General features: G+C 59.8%; 16 protein-coding genes. 6 read left to right on the top strand and 10 right to left on the bottom strand.

Annotated features, from left to right (window positions below; translation table 11 throughout):
- Positions 1–25 precede the first annotated feature (25 nt).
- Positions 26–1,408: a DUF2254 domain-containing protein gene (locus FB472_RS09000; RefSeq protein ID WP_141990626.1), complete on the bottom strand. Its 1,383-nt coding sequence runs from the start codon at positions 1,406–1,408 to the stop codon at positions 26–28.
- A gap of 96 nt (positions 1,409–1,504) precedes the next feature.
- Between FB472_RS09000 and FB472_RS08995 the strand changes: the two genes are divergently transcribed.
- Together FB472_RS08995 and FB472_RS08990 are read left to right on the top strand one after the other, a co-directional pair.
- Positions 1,505–2,752, top strand: a complete 1,248-nt coding sequence (locus FB472_RS08995; protein WP_141990625.1) for a mechanosensitive ion channel family protein — start codon at positions 1,505–1,507, stop codon at positions 2,750–2,752.
- 8 nt (positions 2,753–2,760) lie between these two features.
- Positions 2,761–3,603, top strand: a complete 843-nt coding sequence (locus tag FB472_RS08990) for a CPBP family glutamic-type intramembrane protease (protein WP_141990624.1) — start codon at positions 2,761–2,763, stop codon at positions 3,601–3,603.
- A gap of 21 nt (positions 3,604–3,624) precedes the next feature.
- Here FB472_RS08990 and FB472_RS08985 read toward each other — a convergent pair whose 3' ends face one another.
- Genes FB472_RS08985 through purS form a run of 3 tightly spaced genes read right to left on the bottom strand, consistent with a single transcriptional unit; the run spans position 3,625 to position 5,071 of the window.
- On the bottom strand, positions 3,625–4,089 hold the full coding sequence (locus FB472_RS08985) for a DUF3817 domain-containing protein (protein WP_141990623.1): 465 nt from the start codon (positions 4,087–4,089) through the stop codon (positions 3,625–3,627).
- Positions 4,089–4,787, bottom strand: a complete 699-nt coding sequence (gene purQ, locus FB472_RS08980; RefSeq protein WP_141990622.1) for a phosphoribosylformylglycinamidine synthase subunit PurQ — start codon at positions 4,785–4,787, stop codon at positions 4,089–4,091. The genes FB472_RS08985 and purQ overlap by 1 nt, the downstream gene beginning before the upstream one ends.
- Positions 4,787–5,071, bottom strand: a complete 285-nt coding sequence (gene purS, locus FB472_RS08975; RefSeq protein ID WP_141990621.1) for a phosphoribosylformylglycinamidine synthase subunit PurS — start codon at positions 5,069–5,071, stop codon at positions 4,787–4,789. Before purS ends, purQ begins: the two co-directional genes overlap by 1 nt.
- An 87-nt stretch (positions 5,072–5,158) precedes the next feature.
- On the opposite strand from purS, the gene FB472_RS08970 reads away from it, so the two are divergent.
- Complete coding sequence (locus FB472_RS08970) at positions 5,159–6,415, top strand: MFS transporter (protein ID WP_246078160.1); 1,257 nt, start codon at positions 5,159–5,161, stop codon at positions 6,413–6,415.
- A gap of 8 nt (positions 6,416–6,423) precedes the next feature.
- Here FB472_RS08970 and FB472_RS08965 read toward each other — a convergent pair whose 3' ends face one another.
- Positions 6,424–6,981 carry a YceI family protein gene (locus FB472_RS08965; protein ID WP_141990619.1) on the bottom strand — a complete coding sequence of 186 codons (558 nt, stop codon included), beginning with the start codon at positions 6,979–6,981 and terminating at the stop codon, positions 6,424–6,426.
- A gap of 70 nt (positions 6,982–7,051) precedes the next feature.
- Here FB472_RS08965 and FB472_RS08960 point away from each other — a divergent pair, with 70 nt between their 5' ends.
- Together FB472_RS08960 and FB472_RS08955 are read left to right on the top strand one after the other, a co-directional pair.
- On the top strand, positions 7,052–8,062 hold the full coding sequence (locus FB472_RS08960) for a serine hydrolase domain-containing protein (protein WP_141990618.1): 1,011 nt from the start codon (positions 7,052–7,054) through the stop codon (positions 8,060–8,062).
- Between the two features lie 27 nt (positions 8,063–8,089).
- Positions 8,090–9,511, top strand: a complete 1,422-nt coding sequence (locus tag FB472_RS08955) for an NAD(P)/FAD-dependent oxidoreductase (protein WP_141990617.1) — start codon at positions 8,090–8,092, stop codon at positions 9,509–9,511.
- A gap of 35 nt (positions 9,512–9,546) precedes the next feature.
- Here FB472_RS08955 and FB472_RS08950 read toward each other — a convergent pair whose 3' ends face one another.
- The 4 genes from FB472_RS08950 to FB472_RS08935 are packed head-to-tail and all read right to left on the bottom strand — an operon-like array spanning position 9,547 to position 13,811.
- Positions 9,547–10,743: a pyridoxal phosphate-dependent aminotransferase gene (locus tag FB472_RS08950; protein ID WP_141990616.1), complete on the bottom strand. Its 1,197-nt coding sequence runs from the start codon at positions 10,741–10,743 to the stop codon at positions 9,547–9,549.
- A gap of 23 nt (positions 10,744–10,766) precedes the next feature.
- Positions 10,767–11,306, bottom strand: coding sequence for an Lrp/AsnC family transcriptional regulator (locus tag FB472_RS08945; RefSeq protein WP_141990615.1), 540 nt, complete (start codon positions 11,304–11,306; stop codon positions 10,767–10,769).
- Entirely contained in the window at positions 11,299–12,648 is a 1,350-nt protein-coding gene (locus FB472_RS08940) for a M20/M25/M40 family metallo-hydrolase (RefSeq protein ID WP_141990614.1), read from the bottom strand. The genes FB472_RS08945 and FB472_RS08940 overlap by 8 nt, the downstream gene beginning before the upstream one ends.
- A gap of 2 nt (positions 12,649–12,650) precedes the next feature.
- The gene (locus tag FB472_RS08935) at positions 12,651–13,811 is read right to left on the bottom strand and encodes a M24 family metallopeptidase (protein WP_141990613.1); all 1,161 of its coding nucleotides are present in this window, start codon (positions 13,809–13,811) and stop codon (positions 12,651–12,653) included.
- A 252-nt stretch (positions 13,812–14,063) separates the two neighbouring features.
- On the opposite strand from FB472_RS08935, the gene FB472_RS08930 reads away from it, so the two are divergent.
- Complete coding sequence (locus tag FB472_RS08930; RefSeq protein WP_141990612.1) at positions 14,064–15,674, top strand: peptide ABC transporter substrate-binding protein; 1,611 nt, start codon at positions 14,064–14,066, stop codon at positions 15,672–15,674.
- Between the two features lie 130 nt (positions 15,675–15,804).
- Here the strand turns inward: FB472_RS08930 and FB472_RS14025 are convergent, their stop codons facing one another.
- Positions 15,805–15,972: a hypothetical protein gene (locus tag FB472_RS14025; protein WP_170192071.1), complete on the bottom strand. Its 168-nt coding sequence runs from the start codon at positions 15,970–15,972 to the stop codon at positions 15,805–15,807.
- Positions 15,973–15,979: the final 7 nt, after the last annotated feature.

The following is a 15,979-nucleotide window of genomic DNA, read 5'->3' as shown; positions in this document are numbered from 1 at the left end:
GAGCTCGAGAAGTGACCGCGCCAGTTCAGAGCCAGCGGTGGTCGGAAGTTGCTGCGCGTGCTGCTTCGGCAACCATGGCAAACCGCTCGCGCTCGACATAGTCATAGTTTTCTACCGCAACGGATGCCTCCAGCCGCTCGATCTGTTGAAGCACGGCCTCGGTCTGCTCGGGTCGTTGTGCACGATAGCCCACCTCTTGCAGCAGTCGGAAAAGTCGCTCAACAACTCCGGGGTCGCTCGCACCGTAGCGCCGCGGCTGGGTCATGGCGACGTCGAGCAGATCCGTGAAGCTATGTGGATTGATGATGACACGCACACGATCATCGTCATCGGTTAGCCCCGTTGCCTGAATGGGCAGTTCGGCGATAGATCCGAGGATCGCCGAGAGTTGGCCGAGCGTATGCACGGCCGTAGTCGGATCGTTGACGCCCGGTGAGAGAGCTTTGGCGGCGATGTCGACGAGCTGGCGGATGCCGAAGCCAATGTCTTGGCTTGCCGTGCACTCGTACGCCAAATCAATAGCTTGGGAGAGGGCAGGGTTGATGGTCTCGCGTGCCTCCTCGCCCACATGTTCCAGTGGGTCCCGCAGCCACCACCGGATTACGGGAGTCCTGCTGACAACGTGATTGCCAATGGTCTGCACTTCGCTGACGACAAGGTCATAATCGATCGCGACGGCGAGGAGGCGAGAGCGATCAATGGAGCGAATGAACCCGGACCGTGTCGCCAGGCTAAGTTCGATGCGGTTGGCAGGCGGCCAATCCGGAAGCTTAACGTACCCCTCCGCCATCGTCGATTTCACAGATGTGATGGTGCTGCTAGCTTCAACAAAAATTTGCCGAATTGTGGTCTCAATGCGTAGCTGTCTCGCGAGATGGGCCAAGAACAGTACGAGCATGACAACACTTGCCAGAGTCAATAATGAAGCAAGAGTTACCGCGAAGCGTGGCACGATCGGGTCAACGCTGACCGAGCCATCCTCAATGGTGCGCAGCACTGTGAGTGCATAGGCAAAAGTGCCCACGAAGACGGCGAGTGTCCACTGCACCGTCCGGTTTTTGAGGAAGGTGCGCAACACACGCGGTGAGGCCTGACTGCTTGCCAGCTGCAGTGCCACAATTGTCAGTGAGAACGTCAGCGAAGTTGCAGTGATGAGTGAGCCCGCAACGGCGGAGAGTACAGCTCGGGCGCTCCCTGGCCCTCCAGCGAACAGCACACTTTTAAACAGGGGCGACAGCGAAGAGTCGACAGCCCGATCAATGAACGGCAGAACTATCCCGAGAACAACGGCGATGATGATGAACAGAATCGGTAGCGGCCACAGTTCGGCGGAGGCCGCTTCGCGCATGGTCGCGAACCACCGTCGCCCGGAACTCCGTCGCGCACCCTGTGTTGCTGCTTCGCCCATGGCGCCCCTCTCGGATTGCCCCAGTTAATCACGTAACGCGCCGCTAAGGCGAGTGCCCGTAGGCTATAGCAACGCCAACGGAAGGAAATTACCCGAGTGTTCGAATGGAAATCGTGGCTGGGGCTCCCTGTCGCCGTCGCGATCGCGCTTCTCGCCGTCGTCATCGTGGTGGGCGTGATTTCGCTCATTGTGAGAGCAATCGCACGCCTTAGACCAGGAGCGTACGCAACGCTGGCACCGCTTCGACAGCGACTGCGAGTGCTCATCGCACTGTTAGCGGTGTGGGTTGCGGTTGCCGCAACAATCCCCATTGTTGAGGAGAACATCCTCAACATCATCAACTACGCGTTCCGAGGCGCCGTCATCGCTGCAGGCGGTTGGCTGTTAGTGGCAGTGATGAACCTGCTGTTTGGCCGTGCCGTCGCACGCTACCCACTCGACGTTCCAGACAATCGAGTTGCTCGACGTGTGCGCACTCAAGTGCAGGTGCTGCGTCGCGTACTCACCGCTGTCATCGCAATTGTCACCATCGGTGCGATTCTCCTGACGCTTCCCGGCGCTCAAGCGCTTGGCGCGAGCGTTCTCGCCTCAGCCGGCCTGGTCGGCGTTGTTGCCGGCATTGCCGCCCAGTCGGCCCTCGCCAACGTTTTTGCGGGAATGCAACTCGCTTTCAGCGACGCGATCCGTGTCGATGACGTCGTGATCGCCGATGGCGAATGGGGCCGCATCGAGGAGATCACCCTCACCTACGTTGTGCTGAATATTTGGGATCAGCGCCGACTGGTGCTGCCCTCCACCTACTTCACGTCAACTCCGTTCCAAAACTGGACTAGGAACGCCACCGAACTCCTAGGGGTGGTTGTTTTTGATCTCGACTGGCGCGTGAATGTCGACCAAATGCGCGTGCAACTGAAAAAAGTGCTCGCAGAAACGGAACTGTGGGATGGACGCACCGCCAATGTGCAAGTCGTCGACTCGACCGGTGGTTTCGTCAGGGTGCGCATCGTCGCCAGCGCTGCGGACTCCGGCGCACAGTGGGATCTTCAAACCCACGTACGCGAAGAGATGGTCAGTTGGTTGCAAACCAAGAACCCGGCTGCTCTCCCCCGCACTCGAGTGCTCATGGTCGAGAACGAGGCTCGCTCTCGCGGCAAGGCAGCGGCAGAACCGCAGGACCGCGGGCTGTTCAGCGGCAGCGCGGAAGCTGATGCCCGTCGCCAAGAATTCACCGGCGCAATTACCGTGCAAGCCAACACTCCCGACAACACGCCCGACAACACGACCGACAACGCGCCCGACAACGCGCCCGAGGGCGCAGCCGACCATCCACCCAAGAAGGACTAACGAGACACATGCTGCCGCTCACTAGCACTGCGCCCGCGCCACAACTCAGCTCACGCAGTTGGGGGCTCCTGCCCGCAGCACTGTTGAGCAGTTCCGCCGTTCTCCTGTTCGCGGTGCGATTGCCTCTGCACGGCTACGTTGTTGTGGCCCTTGCACTCGTTGCCGCGTGGATCACTGATCGTCGCAAATACACCGAAGGCTTGGCTAAAGATCTCCTACTCATTGCCACCGGTATGGTGATTGTCTCCACGATCTCGGTTGCTGCCGACATCAGCTGGGGCAATTTCTTCCTTCTCGGATTCGTGCTGGCCGCGGCGGTAGCGGTGCCCTACGCGCTGTCGCGCTTCGTGTTCAAAGACCGGCTAATCCGCTTTCCGTGGCGCGGTGGTTGGCCGTGGAATCGTGTGCAGTGGGGCTATCTCGCCCTCGTGCTATTTCTGGGATGGCTGATTCTGCCGTTCTACTTCATCACCAGTGGCGTGTACCTGAACTGGCCAATTGTGACAACGCCCGATGAGATCGGGCGTCTCTTCGTGGGAGTGAACGCCGTAGGCACGTGGGACGAACTGTTCTTCATCCTCACCGTGTTCGTACTCTTCAGAAGGCACTTCCCGGTCTGGCAGGCGAACCTGCTGCAAATGGTGATCTTTGTGTCGTTCCTGTGGGAACTCGGGTACCAGTCGTGGGGCCCGCTCCTCACGATCCCCTTCGCGCTGCTGCAGGGTTGGATTTACTCCAGCACCAAGTCGCTCGTCTATGTGCTGACCGTGCACCTACTGTTCGACGCCGTAGTGTTCTTAGTGATTGTGCACGCACGAAACCCGGGCGTTATCCCGTTCTTCCTGGTGTAGTAGCGGCAGGCTGGCGGCTGGCTACTTGCTGCCGCCGGGCGGCCCCAGAGTAATCAGCACCACATACAGCAGCACCACGGCTGCCGCAACGAGCAGCACAAGAATGAACGGGTGCTTCAAGAACCAGCGCATAGTGCGGTCAATCCAGCCGGCATCACGCGGGTTGTCACTTACTTCGGTGCGCCACGCACCAGCGAGACGGCCGCTGCGTGCCAGCCACAACTCCACCGGAATAGTGGCGTAGGGAATGATGGCGCTACCAATAGTGAGAATGGCGGTGCCAGCGCTCCAACGCTGGTTCACCGTCAACAACACGGCCGTGGCACCGTAGGCCAAGAAGACGAACCCGTGAATGCCGCCGCCGATCGACACCGCGACATCCAACCCCACTGTGGCACGCAAAATGAGGCCTGTGATGAGCAGGGTCCAGGTGATCGCCTCCGCAATCGCGAGAAAGCGGAACAGTGACTTCGGTGTGGCAAACATCAGGCGTTGGCCATCAGTGAGGTGATCGCACTGGTGAAGAAGGTGAGACCGTCGGTGCCCGAGCGCATCGCTACGCGAGTATCGGGGCCAAAACCGGGCTCGGTTGCGTGCTCCGGATGCGGCATCAGCCCCACAACATTTCCCCGCGCATTCGAGATGCCCGCAATGTCATTCGCTGAGCCATTGGGGTTAATCTCGAGGTAGCGGAACACGACCTGGCCTTCGCCCTCCAGACGATCGAGCGTCTCCTGATCGGCAATGTAGCCACCCTCACCGTTCTTCAACGGGATGATGATCTCTTCGTCTTCTTTGAAGCCATTGCTCCACGCGGTGTCGATGTTCTCGACGCGCAACTTCTGGTCACGGCACACGAAGTCGCCGTGATCGTTGCGTACGAGGCCACCGGGCAGCAGGTGTGACTCCACCAAAATCTGGAAACCGTTGCAGATGCCGAGCACGGGCATCCCACCGTTCGCTGCAGCAATGACCTCGCTCATGATGGGCGAGTGTGCGGCGATAGCACCAGCGCGCAGGTAGTCGCCGTAGCTGAAACCACCGGGCAATACGATTGCGTCGACATTCTTGAGATCGTGGTCGCCGTGCCACAGGGCTACGGGCACTGCGCCCCCGAGTTTCACCGCACGCTGAGCGTCGCGATCGTCAAGCGAACCCGGAAAAGTGATAACTCCGACGCGCACTATGCGCCCTCGGCAGCGGTCTGCGAACCGTCGGCGCCGCGAGCCTCACCGACGTAAATCACATCTTCGATCACCGTGTTGGCGAGAAGATCGTTCGCGATCGCGCGCGCCTCCGCCAGCAAATCAGCAGTAATCGGGCCATCAACGGTGAGCTCAAAACGCTTACCGATGCGCACCGAAGTGAACTCGCTCCTATCGAGACGGACAAGGGCACCGGCGACAGCCTTGCCCTGAGGATCGAGGATTTCAGCCTTAGGCATTACCTCGACAACGATTGTTGGCACCGAATCACTCCAAGATATCGCGCGGGTGGATGGCACAAGTCTAGCGGAGCAGCAGCCACGACCCCGCGCATGGAGCACACTGTACAGATGGAGATCGACCGCGCAGTGCAATCCCGCATCGTCAGAACCCTCGTTGCCGGGCAAGTGCTTGCCGGGCTCGGGCTGGGAGCAACGGTTGCGGTCGGAGCGATTCTGGCCGCCGATCTCGGTGGTGAAGCACTCTCGGGTGCGGCAGCAACATCCAGCACGCTCGGTGCTGCTCTGGTGTCGATTCCCTTGGCTCGACTGGCGCAACGTTGGGGGCGTCGACCAGCGCTCGCGCTCGGCGCCGGTATTGCGGCGGGTGGCTCCCTCATCACGGTGCTCGCAATTGGGATCGCGTTCTTCCCGCTCCTCATTCTTGGTTTTGCGATGCTCGGTGTTGGCACAGCGGTAGGCCTGCAGGCGCGATTTGCGGCGACGGATGTTGCGGCTCCCGAACACCGTGGGCGTGACCTGTCGCTCGTGGTCTGGTCGACAACGATCGGTGCCGTAGCTGGCCCCAACCTCATCGGGCCTGGTGAAGCGGTTGCACAGTGGCTGTCGTTGCCGACCAACACAGGCTCGTTTGTTTTTGCAATTGCTGCCCAGCTGGCTGCAACGGTGCTCTACCTCGTACTGCTCCGACCAGACCCTCTCGTTCTCGCCGGCAACAAACCCGTTGAGCCGGTAGCCGTCGCGGATGCCGGGATAGTTCGCGGCCGTGGGCCGCTTGTCTTCGCAATCGGTTCCATTGCGATCAGTCATGCCGTGATGGTGTCGATCATGGCAATGACCCCGGTGCATTTGGTTCAGCACGGAGCAAGTCTTACCGTGGTCGGCTTCACGATAAGCCTGCACATTGCCGGAATGTATGCGCTATCGCCCGTCTTCGGCTGGGCGAGTGATCATTTCGGCCGCATCCCGACCATCCTCGTTGGACAAGCCCTCTTTGCAGCGTCGGTGTTGGTGGTCGCACTCGGCCAACTGAGCAATTCGGCGGTCACAGTCGGCTTAGTGCTGTTGGGTCTCGGCTGGAGCGCCTCAACTGTTGCGGGCTCCGCGCTCGTCGCCGATCTCTCCACCGGCGCAATGCGACTGCGCATTCAGGGCCGAAGTGACACCATCATGAGCCTCGCGGGCGCATTCGGCGGAGGCTTTGCCGGGCCCATTCTCCTTGTCGTCGGCTACGCCGGACTCGCGTGGGGTGCAGGAATCCTAGTGCTCATCGTTGCCGCTGCAGCACTGGTGGTGTGGCGGATTAAGCCGACCGCGACATCCACCCCACTGCTGGTTAGTGACAGCCACCAGTCCCTCAGTCGCTGACGCGAATACTACTTTTGGAGCACCGACTGAAGGTCGAAGCTCAGAGTGATGTCTTCGCCAATGAGAACCCCGCCGGTCTCCAGAGCGGAGTTGTAGTTGACGCCGAAGTCGGTGCGGTTGATGACGGTGCTGGCGCTCGCCGCAGCCTTGGTCTGACCGTAACCGTCGGTGGCGATGCCGCCGAATTCGCCCTTCAGCGTGACGGGCTTGGTGACACCGCGCAGGGTGAGGTTGCCGTCGATCGTCAGGTCATCGCCGTCAACGGTGACGGTGGTGGAGGTGAAGGTTGCGCTGGGAAATTCGTCGATCTTGAAGAAGTCGTTGGTGCGGAGGTGATTGTCGCGGTCGGCCTGGTTGGTGTTGATGGTGGCCATGTCAATCGTTGCGGTGACCGAGTTCTCGGTGGGCGTCTGCGACGTGACGATGGTGCCGCTGAAGTCGTCGAAGGATCCGCGCACCTTGCTGATCATCAGGTGCTTAACGGTGAAGGTGACCGTCGAGTGGGTGGGGTCGATCTGCCAGGTGCCGGCGACGAAATTTGGGTGGGTCTGAAGAGAAGTAGTCATGACTTCGTGAAACTGTTAACGGTCAATAGATATTCCGCAAAAGCCCGAGCAGTTCTCGGTAGGCTGCACTATGGACACCTCTGGGCTCGACGAATTTCTTGAGCAGAATGACTTTTCTGGCGTTGTGCTGATCAAACGCGGCAATACCACGATCTTTGAGGCAGTGCTGGGCAAGGCGAGCCAGCGTTGGGATGTGCCGAACACGGCAGACACCCGCTTCGATTCGAGTTCCATCACCAAGCTGTTCACGAGTGTCGCTGTGCTGCAGCAGGTGTCGAAGGGTGAACTTGACCTCGAGACATCCATTCATCACTACGTTGATCTTGCCGATTCTGAGATCGACCCGGCCGTGACCCTTCTGCACGTGCTTACGCACACGAGTGGTATTGCGGATGACGTGGATGAAGAAGAGGGCGAAAGCTACGCCGAACTGTGGTCAGAGTTCCCGACCTACACCATCATGGAACCTGCCGACCAGCTGCCGACGTTCATCAACAAGGAAGCCATCGCTGCCCCCGGGGTCGAGTGTGTGTACAGCAACGCTGGTTACGTTTTGGCGGGTCTCGCGCTGGAGAAGGTCACCGAAGAGAAGTACCGCCAGTACATTTTTGACGAGGTTTTTACGCCGGCCGGCATGATCGATTCCGGTTTTTATGACCGTCGGGATGCCGCACCGCGGGTTGCCGAGGGGTGGGACTTCATTAATGGTCGCTGGGTTTCCAATATCTATAGCGCCCCGCCCATTGGCCTGCCCGACGGCGGAGCCCAGGTCACTGCAGCCGATCTGGTGCGCTTTATCCAGGCGGTTCGCAACGGCGAACTGCTCAATGCCGAATATACCCAAGAGTTTCTCACCCCACAGGTGCAGTACGACGAAGAGACCTGGTACGGTTTCGGGCTCGAGTTCGACATGAACGAAGATGGCAGCGTGCGCAGCTATTTTGCCGATGGTGTCGGGCTTGGCTCATCCGGAATCGTGCGCCACTACCTTGAGGCCGACCTCGACGTTGTGGTGCTCTCCAACTCTGAAGAGTGCGCCTGGCCGGTCATCCGCGAGATTGACGAACTGCTTGGTGGCTAAAGCACCTTCAAGAAATGAGCCCGGTTCATGGCAGATGTGATGAAAGACCTCACCCCACGCGGCAATAGCGGTGTGCCCAATGGCGGAGTGTCGTATTGGTACACGAGCACCGCGTTGCCGAAATACCGGGCGCCGCTTCCCGGCGATCGGGATGCTGACGTCTGTATTGTCGGGGCGGGTTTAACCGGGCTGTGGGCGGCCTACTATCTCAAACGTGCGCAGCCCGACCTTCGTATCGTGATGCTTGAGCGCGAGTTTGCGGGGTTCGGTGCGTCTGGTCGAAATGGCGGGTGGCTGTCTGCCGAACTTGCCGGATCCCGTGCTCTGTATGCCAAGACTCACGGTCATCAGGGTGTTGTCGATTTATTGGCGGCGATGCGCGGGGCGGTTGACGAAGTGATTGCGGTCGCTGATGCGGAAGGGATCGACGCCGACATTGCTAAGGACGGCCTCCTGCACGTCGCGCGCAATCGGGCCCAGGTTGAACGTCTGCAGGAAACGATTGAGTACGAAAAATTGTGGGGCGCGACGGATGAGGATGTGGTGCCCCTGACGCTAGCCGAGCTCAATAGCCGGGTCGTTGTCGACGGAGCCATGGCGGGGATTTTCAGCCCCGATTGCGCTCGGGTGCAGCCGGCGAAACTCGTGCAGGGTCTTGCCGCGGCGGTGGAACGGCTGGGGGTTGTGATTTACGAGCAGACCACGGTTGAGGCGATCGAGTCCGGGCTGGCGCGCACCGACCGTGGGGTGGTGAGAGCCCCGATTGTGTTGCGGTGCCTTGAGGGCTTCACGGCGGGAATCAAGGGTCAGCGCCGGGGCTGGCTGCCGATGAACTCTTCGATGATCGTCACCGATCCGCTGCCGGACTCGGTGATGGCAGAGATCGGATGGTCTGGTGCAGAAGTATTGGGTGATGGTGCGCACGCCTACATGTATGCGCAGCGAACAGTCGACAACCGCATCGCGCTCGGTGGTCGCGGTATCCCTTATCGTTTCGGATCCCGCACAGATGTGAATGGCGAAACACAGGACTGGACGATCAACGCCCTCACTACACTCCTGCACGACATGTTTCCGGCTGCCGCTAACGTTCCTATCGCGCAAGCCTGGTGCGGCGTTCTCGGAGTTCCGCGCGATTGGTGTGCGACGGTCGACCTCGATCACGAAACCGGGCTGGGAACCGCTGGCGGCTACGTCGGCAGCGGTCTGACAACCACCAATCTTGCTGGACGCACCCTCGCAGATCTCGTGCTGCGCCGTGACACCGAACTCACCCGTCTGCCCTGGGTTGGACGCCGTGTTCGCCCCTGGGAGCCCGAACCATTGCGGTGGCTTGGCGTGCACGCCATGTACACCCTCTATCGCGAGGCAGACCGGCGCGAAAACACACCCGATCTGGCGCACACGAGCAAAATTGCCCGTTTCGCCAACAGGGTTGCCGGCCGGTAGCGCGGCTAACCCTGGGAACTACAACCAGTGGCCGATTAAGCGACGAGACCCTTGCTCTTGGCAAGCTCAAGCAACCCAGAAGCAAGGCGCGAAACACCCTCCTGGAAGACTTCGTCGCGACCGTTTGAGCCGTACATCACCCGAACGTAGCCTTCGCCGGAGTCACCAAACCAGGTTCCGGGAGAAACCCCGAGCTGCTGGGTTGTGACGAGGTGCTTGACGACCTCCAACGACGTTCCGAGCTCGGAAATGTTGACCCAGTGGTAGAAACCGCCCTCTGGCATCAGAGCACCAACCCCGGGAATGTCCTTCAGGACGTCGAAGATAGCGTGACGGCGCTGGTCGTAAATTGTGAACCACTCGTCGGTGTAGGCCGGGTTTTCATAGGCAGCCGCAACACCGTACTGAGCGAAAGTGTTGGTGGGGCCCACATAGTTGAAGGTCGCGATCTTGAGCAGCGGCATTATCTCGGCTGGCGCCACAAGGTAGCCCACGCGGAAGCCCGTGAGCCCCAAGTCTTTTGACGTACCGAACACGGTGAGGGTTCGCTCACGCATACCGGGCAGGGTGGCAAAGTTCACGAACTCAGCCCCGTCGTACACCTGACGTTCGAAGTCCTGATCAACGATCACGCCGAGGTCGAATTCCTCAGCAAGCGCCGCGAGCTCCAATAGGTTCTCGCGCGTGTACACCGTGGTGGTCGGGTTATTGGGGTTCGTGATCACGATGGCACGAGTGCGTTCGGTGATGCGCGAGCGGAATTCATCCATCCGCAACTTAAAGCCGTCTTCTTCGTACGTGGGCACCTGCACGCACACCGCACCCATCTGGTGGATGTCGTTGATGTTTTCGGCAAAGCCGGGGCTCGTGACAAGCACCTCGTCGCCCTGACCGGGGCGGATGCAGATGCGAATTGAGAGAAAAAGTGTGAACGCCGAGCTGGGGCCAACCATCAACTCCGTTTCGGGATCAATCTCCATCCCATTGAAGTCGCGCAGTTTATTGACGAGTGCCGTCTTCAGACGCGGCTCCGCATAGCCGTTGTCGAGCGAGTAGTGAGTTTTGCCGTCATCGAGAGCCTGCTTCGTGGCAGCGATCACGTGATCCGGGAGGCACTTGTCGGGGGCGAACGGATCCGCGCCCATCATCATGATCCGACGTTCGGGGTCAAGGCCCGCGTAGAGAGAAAAGTCGGGTGCTACGAGGTCTCGCCACGAATCGTCGATGCGCACGGTACTACTTTCTGTTGGTGTGGTTAGTCGTCAATGCCCAGGATGTGGCTGAGCGGTGAAGTGTCATCGACGCGGCCGAGGCTGATCATTGCTTCCACACGCTGAAGGCCAGGAACGGCGCCCAACTTTTCGAGGAGCAGCGTCTGCAGCTCAGCGTGATCTTTCAGCCGGAACCGCGCCATCATGTCGTACGTGCCGCTAAGAATCAGAATTTCGGTGAGTGAGGAAATCGACTGCAGCGCCTCAATCACGGTGAGCATTTTGGCATCAGAAGTGATCTTGATGGGAATCACCACGAGCATCGGTCGACCCATGGCAGACCAGTCCATCTCAATGCTGCGGCGCCGAATCACCCCCGTGCGTTCGAGACGTGCAACGCGTTCGCCGACACTCGGGGCTGACATTCCAACCAGCGCCCCAAGGCTACGAAGCGAAATGCTTGAATCTTCGTGTAAGTGGCGGATCAGCTGCAGATCAATGTTGTCCAGCTCGACTGTTGGAGTGCTCGGCACGAGCAGATCGAGGATCGTCGTAGCGTCATCCGCCGCCGCCGAATCAGTCATTGTTCGCAAACTCGTGTGCTTCAAGGTTGTTGAGCAGATCGAACGTGAACTGGATGTGGGTGAGGTAGTCCTCGAGGTAACCGTGTTCGTTGTAGCCGTGCATGTTTCCCTCCGGTCGTAGAGTTCCGGTGGGTGAGATCAGGGGTGCCCCCAGGTGTTCAAGAAAGAACGCTCCGGGGCCGGAACCAGTCATCACATCGTAGATGACAGGCTTTGCCTCGAAGGTGTTCGCCGCAGCCTCAAGAACCGACACTGCGAAGGGTGTGTCAACGGGCGAGAATGCGGGTTGCATGGTGCGGATGAGTTCGACATCAATATCGGGCGCTGTGGTGCTGAGAAATGATTTGACGGAGTCGAAGCAGGCGTGCGGATCCATGCCCGGAACCAACCCGAATCGCACGCGCGCGGAACCGCTCGCGGGGATGCTCTGGCGCACACTCGGATCGAGATCGAAACCCGACAGGCTCATCGAGGGCGTGAAGATGAAACGCTCCTTCAACTCCTCTTCTGAAAAATTCTGTAGGGGACTAATCCCCGGGAGGCTAATCGCGTCACCCGGAAGTGACAACTCTTGCGTGCGCGCCTTCGCCGCCGCATCCGGCCGCAGTGCCGACTCGGTGAACCCCGGAACCAAAATCAGCCCATCCTCATCAACAAGGGACGTGATGGCACGCATCAACTCGAGCGGTGCGGAGCGCAGAATCTGCGAATACGAGGGGTGCTGATTGGAAGCCAGAATGTTCAGGCTGAGACTAATCTCCATGCCGCCACGGCATCCGAAACCCACGGCCGGCCGGCCATCGTCTTCACGCAGGTAACTTTCCCACAGCACGGCGTCCGAGCTGAGACGCTCCGAGTTTTCGCGCAGCACGGTTTCGAGGCCGGGGCTGCCGATCTCTTCACAGGGGTCGGCGAGATAAATGATGCTGTACGGCAGGCCCTCGGGATGGTCTTCGATAAACAGTTCGAGCGCGCGCAGGCGGCTCGTGACATCCGCCTTGTCGTCGCAGGCACCGCGGGCATACATGGCCCCATCGCGAATCTGGGAGTCGAAGGGGCCCGACTCCCAGCGATCCAGTTCTCCCGCCGGCTGCACGTCGTAGTGGTTGTAGAGCATCAGCGTTGTGGTGCTGATTCCGGGGAAGTAGGCGACGACGACCGGCCCGTATTCGGGAATCTCGATGCGCTCAATACGATCGCTGAGCGCGCGGAGTTTTTGCTCTAACCAGTCAGCAGCAGCATTGATTGCGTCAAGGTCGCCTGCTACTGAGGGAAAGCGACAGAATTCTTGCCACTCGTGGATGCTCCGCTCACGAGCTGCATCAATACGGGGGTCGCGCACGACTACACTCCTCGCGAGATTGTTACCGGGGTGAGCTCGTACGGGTAGTCGGTGATGCGTTCGGCGCCGGTTTCGGTGACAAGCACAATGTCTTCAAGGCGCACGCCGCCGAAGCCTTGGCGGTAGCAGCCGGGCTCGATCGCGATGACGTCACCGGCGACAAGAACGGCGTCATTCTGGCTCAGTCCGGGCGCTTCGTGAACTTCGAGTCCGATGCCGTGGCCGAGGCTGTGGAAGTAGCCCTCGGTGAGCACTTCGCCCGGCTTCTTAGTGAGCTGGGTGGGGTAGCCGGCATTGCTGATGGGCTCGCAAGAAATGCGGTGCAGCTCGGCCACGGGAAGTCCGGGGCGAATCGCGGCGAGCGTGTTGTCGAATGATTCTTTGACGATGCGCCAGTAGGTGGCGAGCTCTTCGTTGACCTCACCCTTCACGAAGGTGCGGGTCATGTCTGAGTTGCCGCCCGACTCGGTGTCGCGGGGGCAGATGTCGACGGTGACGGGCTCGCCCTCAAAGATTTGGCCCGAGCCCGCATGGTGGCCAATGCAGGTTTGCTCGCCATGCGCCACGATCAGACCAGCGTCTTCGCAGCCGTTGCGCAAGAAGGCTGCGCGGATGCCCGTCTTCAGGTCTTCGCACGTGAGAGGTTTACCGTCGACGAGAAGTCCGCCATCCTCGGCGATCTCGGCCCGTTCCAGGTTGGCCGCAACGTGCGCGACGCCAGCCTCGGCCGCGATTTGTGCACGACGGATGCCGGCGAGCTCGGCTGGTGACTTCACACGACGGCGCATTTCGAAGACATTGTTGTCGACGGTGAGTTCGATTCCATGGGCCCGAAGATGATCCGCAACACCGAGGGGGAAGTCGGAGGGCACGATGGCGCTGCTCACCCCGGTGCGGCGGCAGGCCTCGACAAGGGTGTTGAGTTCGGCGAGGGCGGGGCTCTGGCCGGCGGCACGCAAGTCATCGAACCCGAGCACTTCCAGGGGGAACACTGTCATGTTGTCGACGTCTGACATTCGTGCGGCCTCCAGCGACTTAATTGCCGTGTACCGTTTGCTGTCAATTTCGATGTAGAGGAACGGGTCGTGAACCTCGTGGGTGATCACGTGTCGCATGTCTGCAGACATGGTGCTCGAATACATGAGAATTGGCGCGCTCGTCATCGTCTCAACTTCTTTCTTGGCTTGGTCGGGCGTGGTGCCGTCAGGGGAAACCTTGCGGCGTTCACCTGAGTAAATGATAGGTCATGTGTCGGTTGTGTAAATTGTTTGTAAGGCAATGCGGAGTTGATGCCTAACAACAAGATAACATTTTCGAAGTTTGGTTTAGGGATCAGATTGTGAACCCTAGAGTAATTCCCACGCCCGCCGCAGCAAGATGCCTGCACCGATGGCGCTCATTGCACAGGAGGAATCATGAAGGCAGCACGTTTCGGGATTAGCGCCGTGGCGCTGGTGTCGGTTGTCGCGCTCACTCTCGCCGGCTGCTCAACCAGCAGCGGCGAAGACTCGGGCGACACCAACCAGATCATCACCACAAACGGAAGCGAGCCCCTGGGCCCGCTCATCTCTACCGGAACTACCGAGGTTGGTGGCGGGAAGATCCTGACATCGATCTACGCCGGTCTGGTGTCGTACGAAGCAGATGGCAGCATCCAAAATGATGTCGCCGAATCGATCGAATCTGAGGACGGCCAGAACTGGACCGTAATCCTCAACGATGGTTGGACTTTCACTAATGGTGAAGAAGTAACCGCCAGCTCCTTCGTCGATGCGTGGACCTACGGTGCGACTTTCAGCAATGCTCAGGCCTCGTCTTACTTCTTCGACAGCATCGAAGGTTTTAGCTATGACGCAGATGCAGAGCTCACCGGGCTCAGCGTCATTGACGACCTTACCTTCGAGGTCGCTCTGAACGCTCCTGAAGCTGACTGGCCGCTACGCCTCGGTTACACGGCGTACATGCCGCTGCCTTCGGCCGCCTACGACGACATGGAAGCGTTCGGAGAGAACCCCATCGGTAACGGTCCTTACATGATGGATGGCGAGGATGCGTGGGAGCACGATGTGCAGATCGCTCTCGTGACAAACCCCGACTATGCGGGCGTGCGCACGCCCGCTAACGGCGGAATCACTTTCAAGTTCTACACGTCACAGGATGCGGCTTACGCTGATGTTCTTGGCGGAAACCTTGATGTGCTTGACGCTGTGCCCGATAGCGCCTTCGGAATTTTCGAGGACGAATTTGGTGACCGTGCGATCAACCAGCCGGCAGCCATCTTCCAGGCGTTCAACATCCCCTACTACCTCGACCACTTCAGTGGTGAGGAAGGCAAGTTGCGCCGCGCAGCAATCTCCATGTCGATCGACCGTGCTGAGGTTACCGATGTGATCTTCCAGGGAACCCGTACACCGGCAACCGATTTCACGTCGCCCGTTGTTGACGGCTACTCAAGCTCGCTTGAGGGTGCTGGCGTGCTGGAGTTCAACCCCGAAGAGGCTCAGAAGCTGTGGGCTGAAGCAGATGCCATCGCACCGTTTGGGGATGCAACTTTCGACATCGCTTACAACTCAGATGGTGGGCACCAGGGTTGGGTTGACGCTGTTGCGAACAGCATCAAGAACACCTTGGGCATCAACGCGCTGGGCAAGCCGTACCCCGACTTCAAGTCGTCGCTCGAAGACCGCGTAGCGGGCACCCTCACCGGTGCAACTCGCGCCGGATGGCAGGCTGACTACCCGTCGCTGTACAACTTCCTCGCGCCGCTCTACCAGACCGGTGCCGGCTCGAACTATGAGGGCTACACCAGCCCAGAGTTTGATGGGCTCATCAAAGAGGGTGCCGCTGCTCAGACTGTTGAAGACGCAACCGCGCTCTACCAGGATGCACAGGAAGTTCTGCTCAAGGATCTCCCCAGCATTCCGCTGTGGTACTCCAACGCGACCGGCGTTTCGGCTGACACTGTCGAGAACGTTGAGTTCGGGTGGGATTCTGTTCCACTGTACTTTCAGATCACCACAAGCTAACTGCTTGGTCGTGAGCTAGCACGACGGATGCCCGGGCCGACGAGAGTCGGCCCGGGCATCCGTGTTTGTGCGCACTCTCCGTCACCGCGACAGGCTGGATTCTTTCAGCGCCTAAGTAACGTTCGCTGTGTCAGGCCGAACCGAAGGTGGCGAAGGGCTGAAGGATCAGAACATACGCAACCCGCAGCGCCACCACGATCTTCAGGCTTGTGATCAAGCGGCGAGGGGAGAGGGCGATCCTGCGGGGGGTGGCTATCGCAAGTACGACCTGCGATAGCGCGGGTAGATAGAACGGCATCCCACGA

Origin of the sequence: Rhodoglobus vestalii, from assembly GCF_006788895.1 — a bacterium.
Taxonomy (GTDB): Bacteria; Actinomycetota; Actinomycetes; order Actinomycetales; family Microbacteriaceae; genus Rhodoglobus; species Rhodoglobus vestalii.
This window is presented reverse-complemented; position numbering and strand designations above follow the sequence as displayed.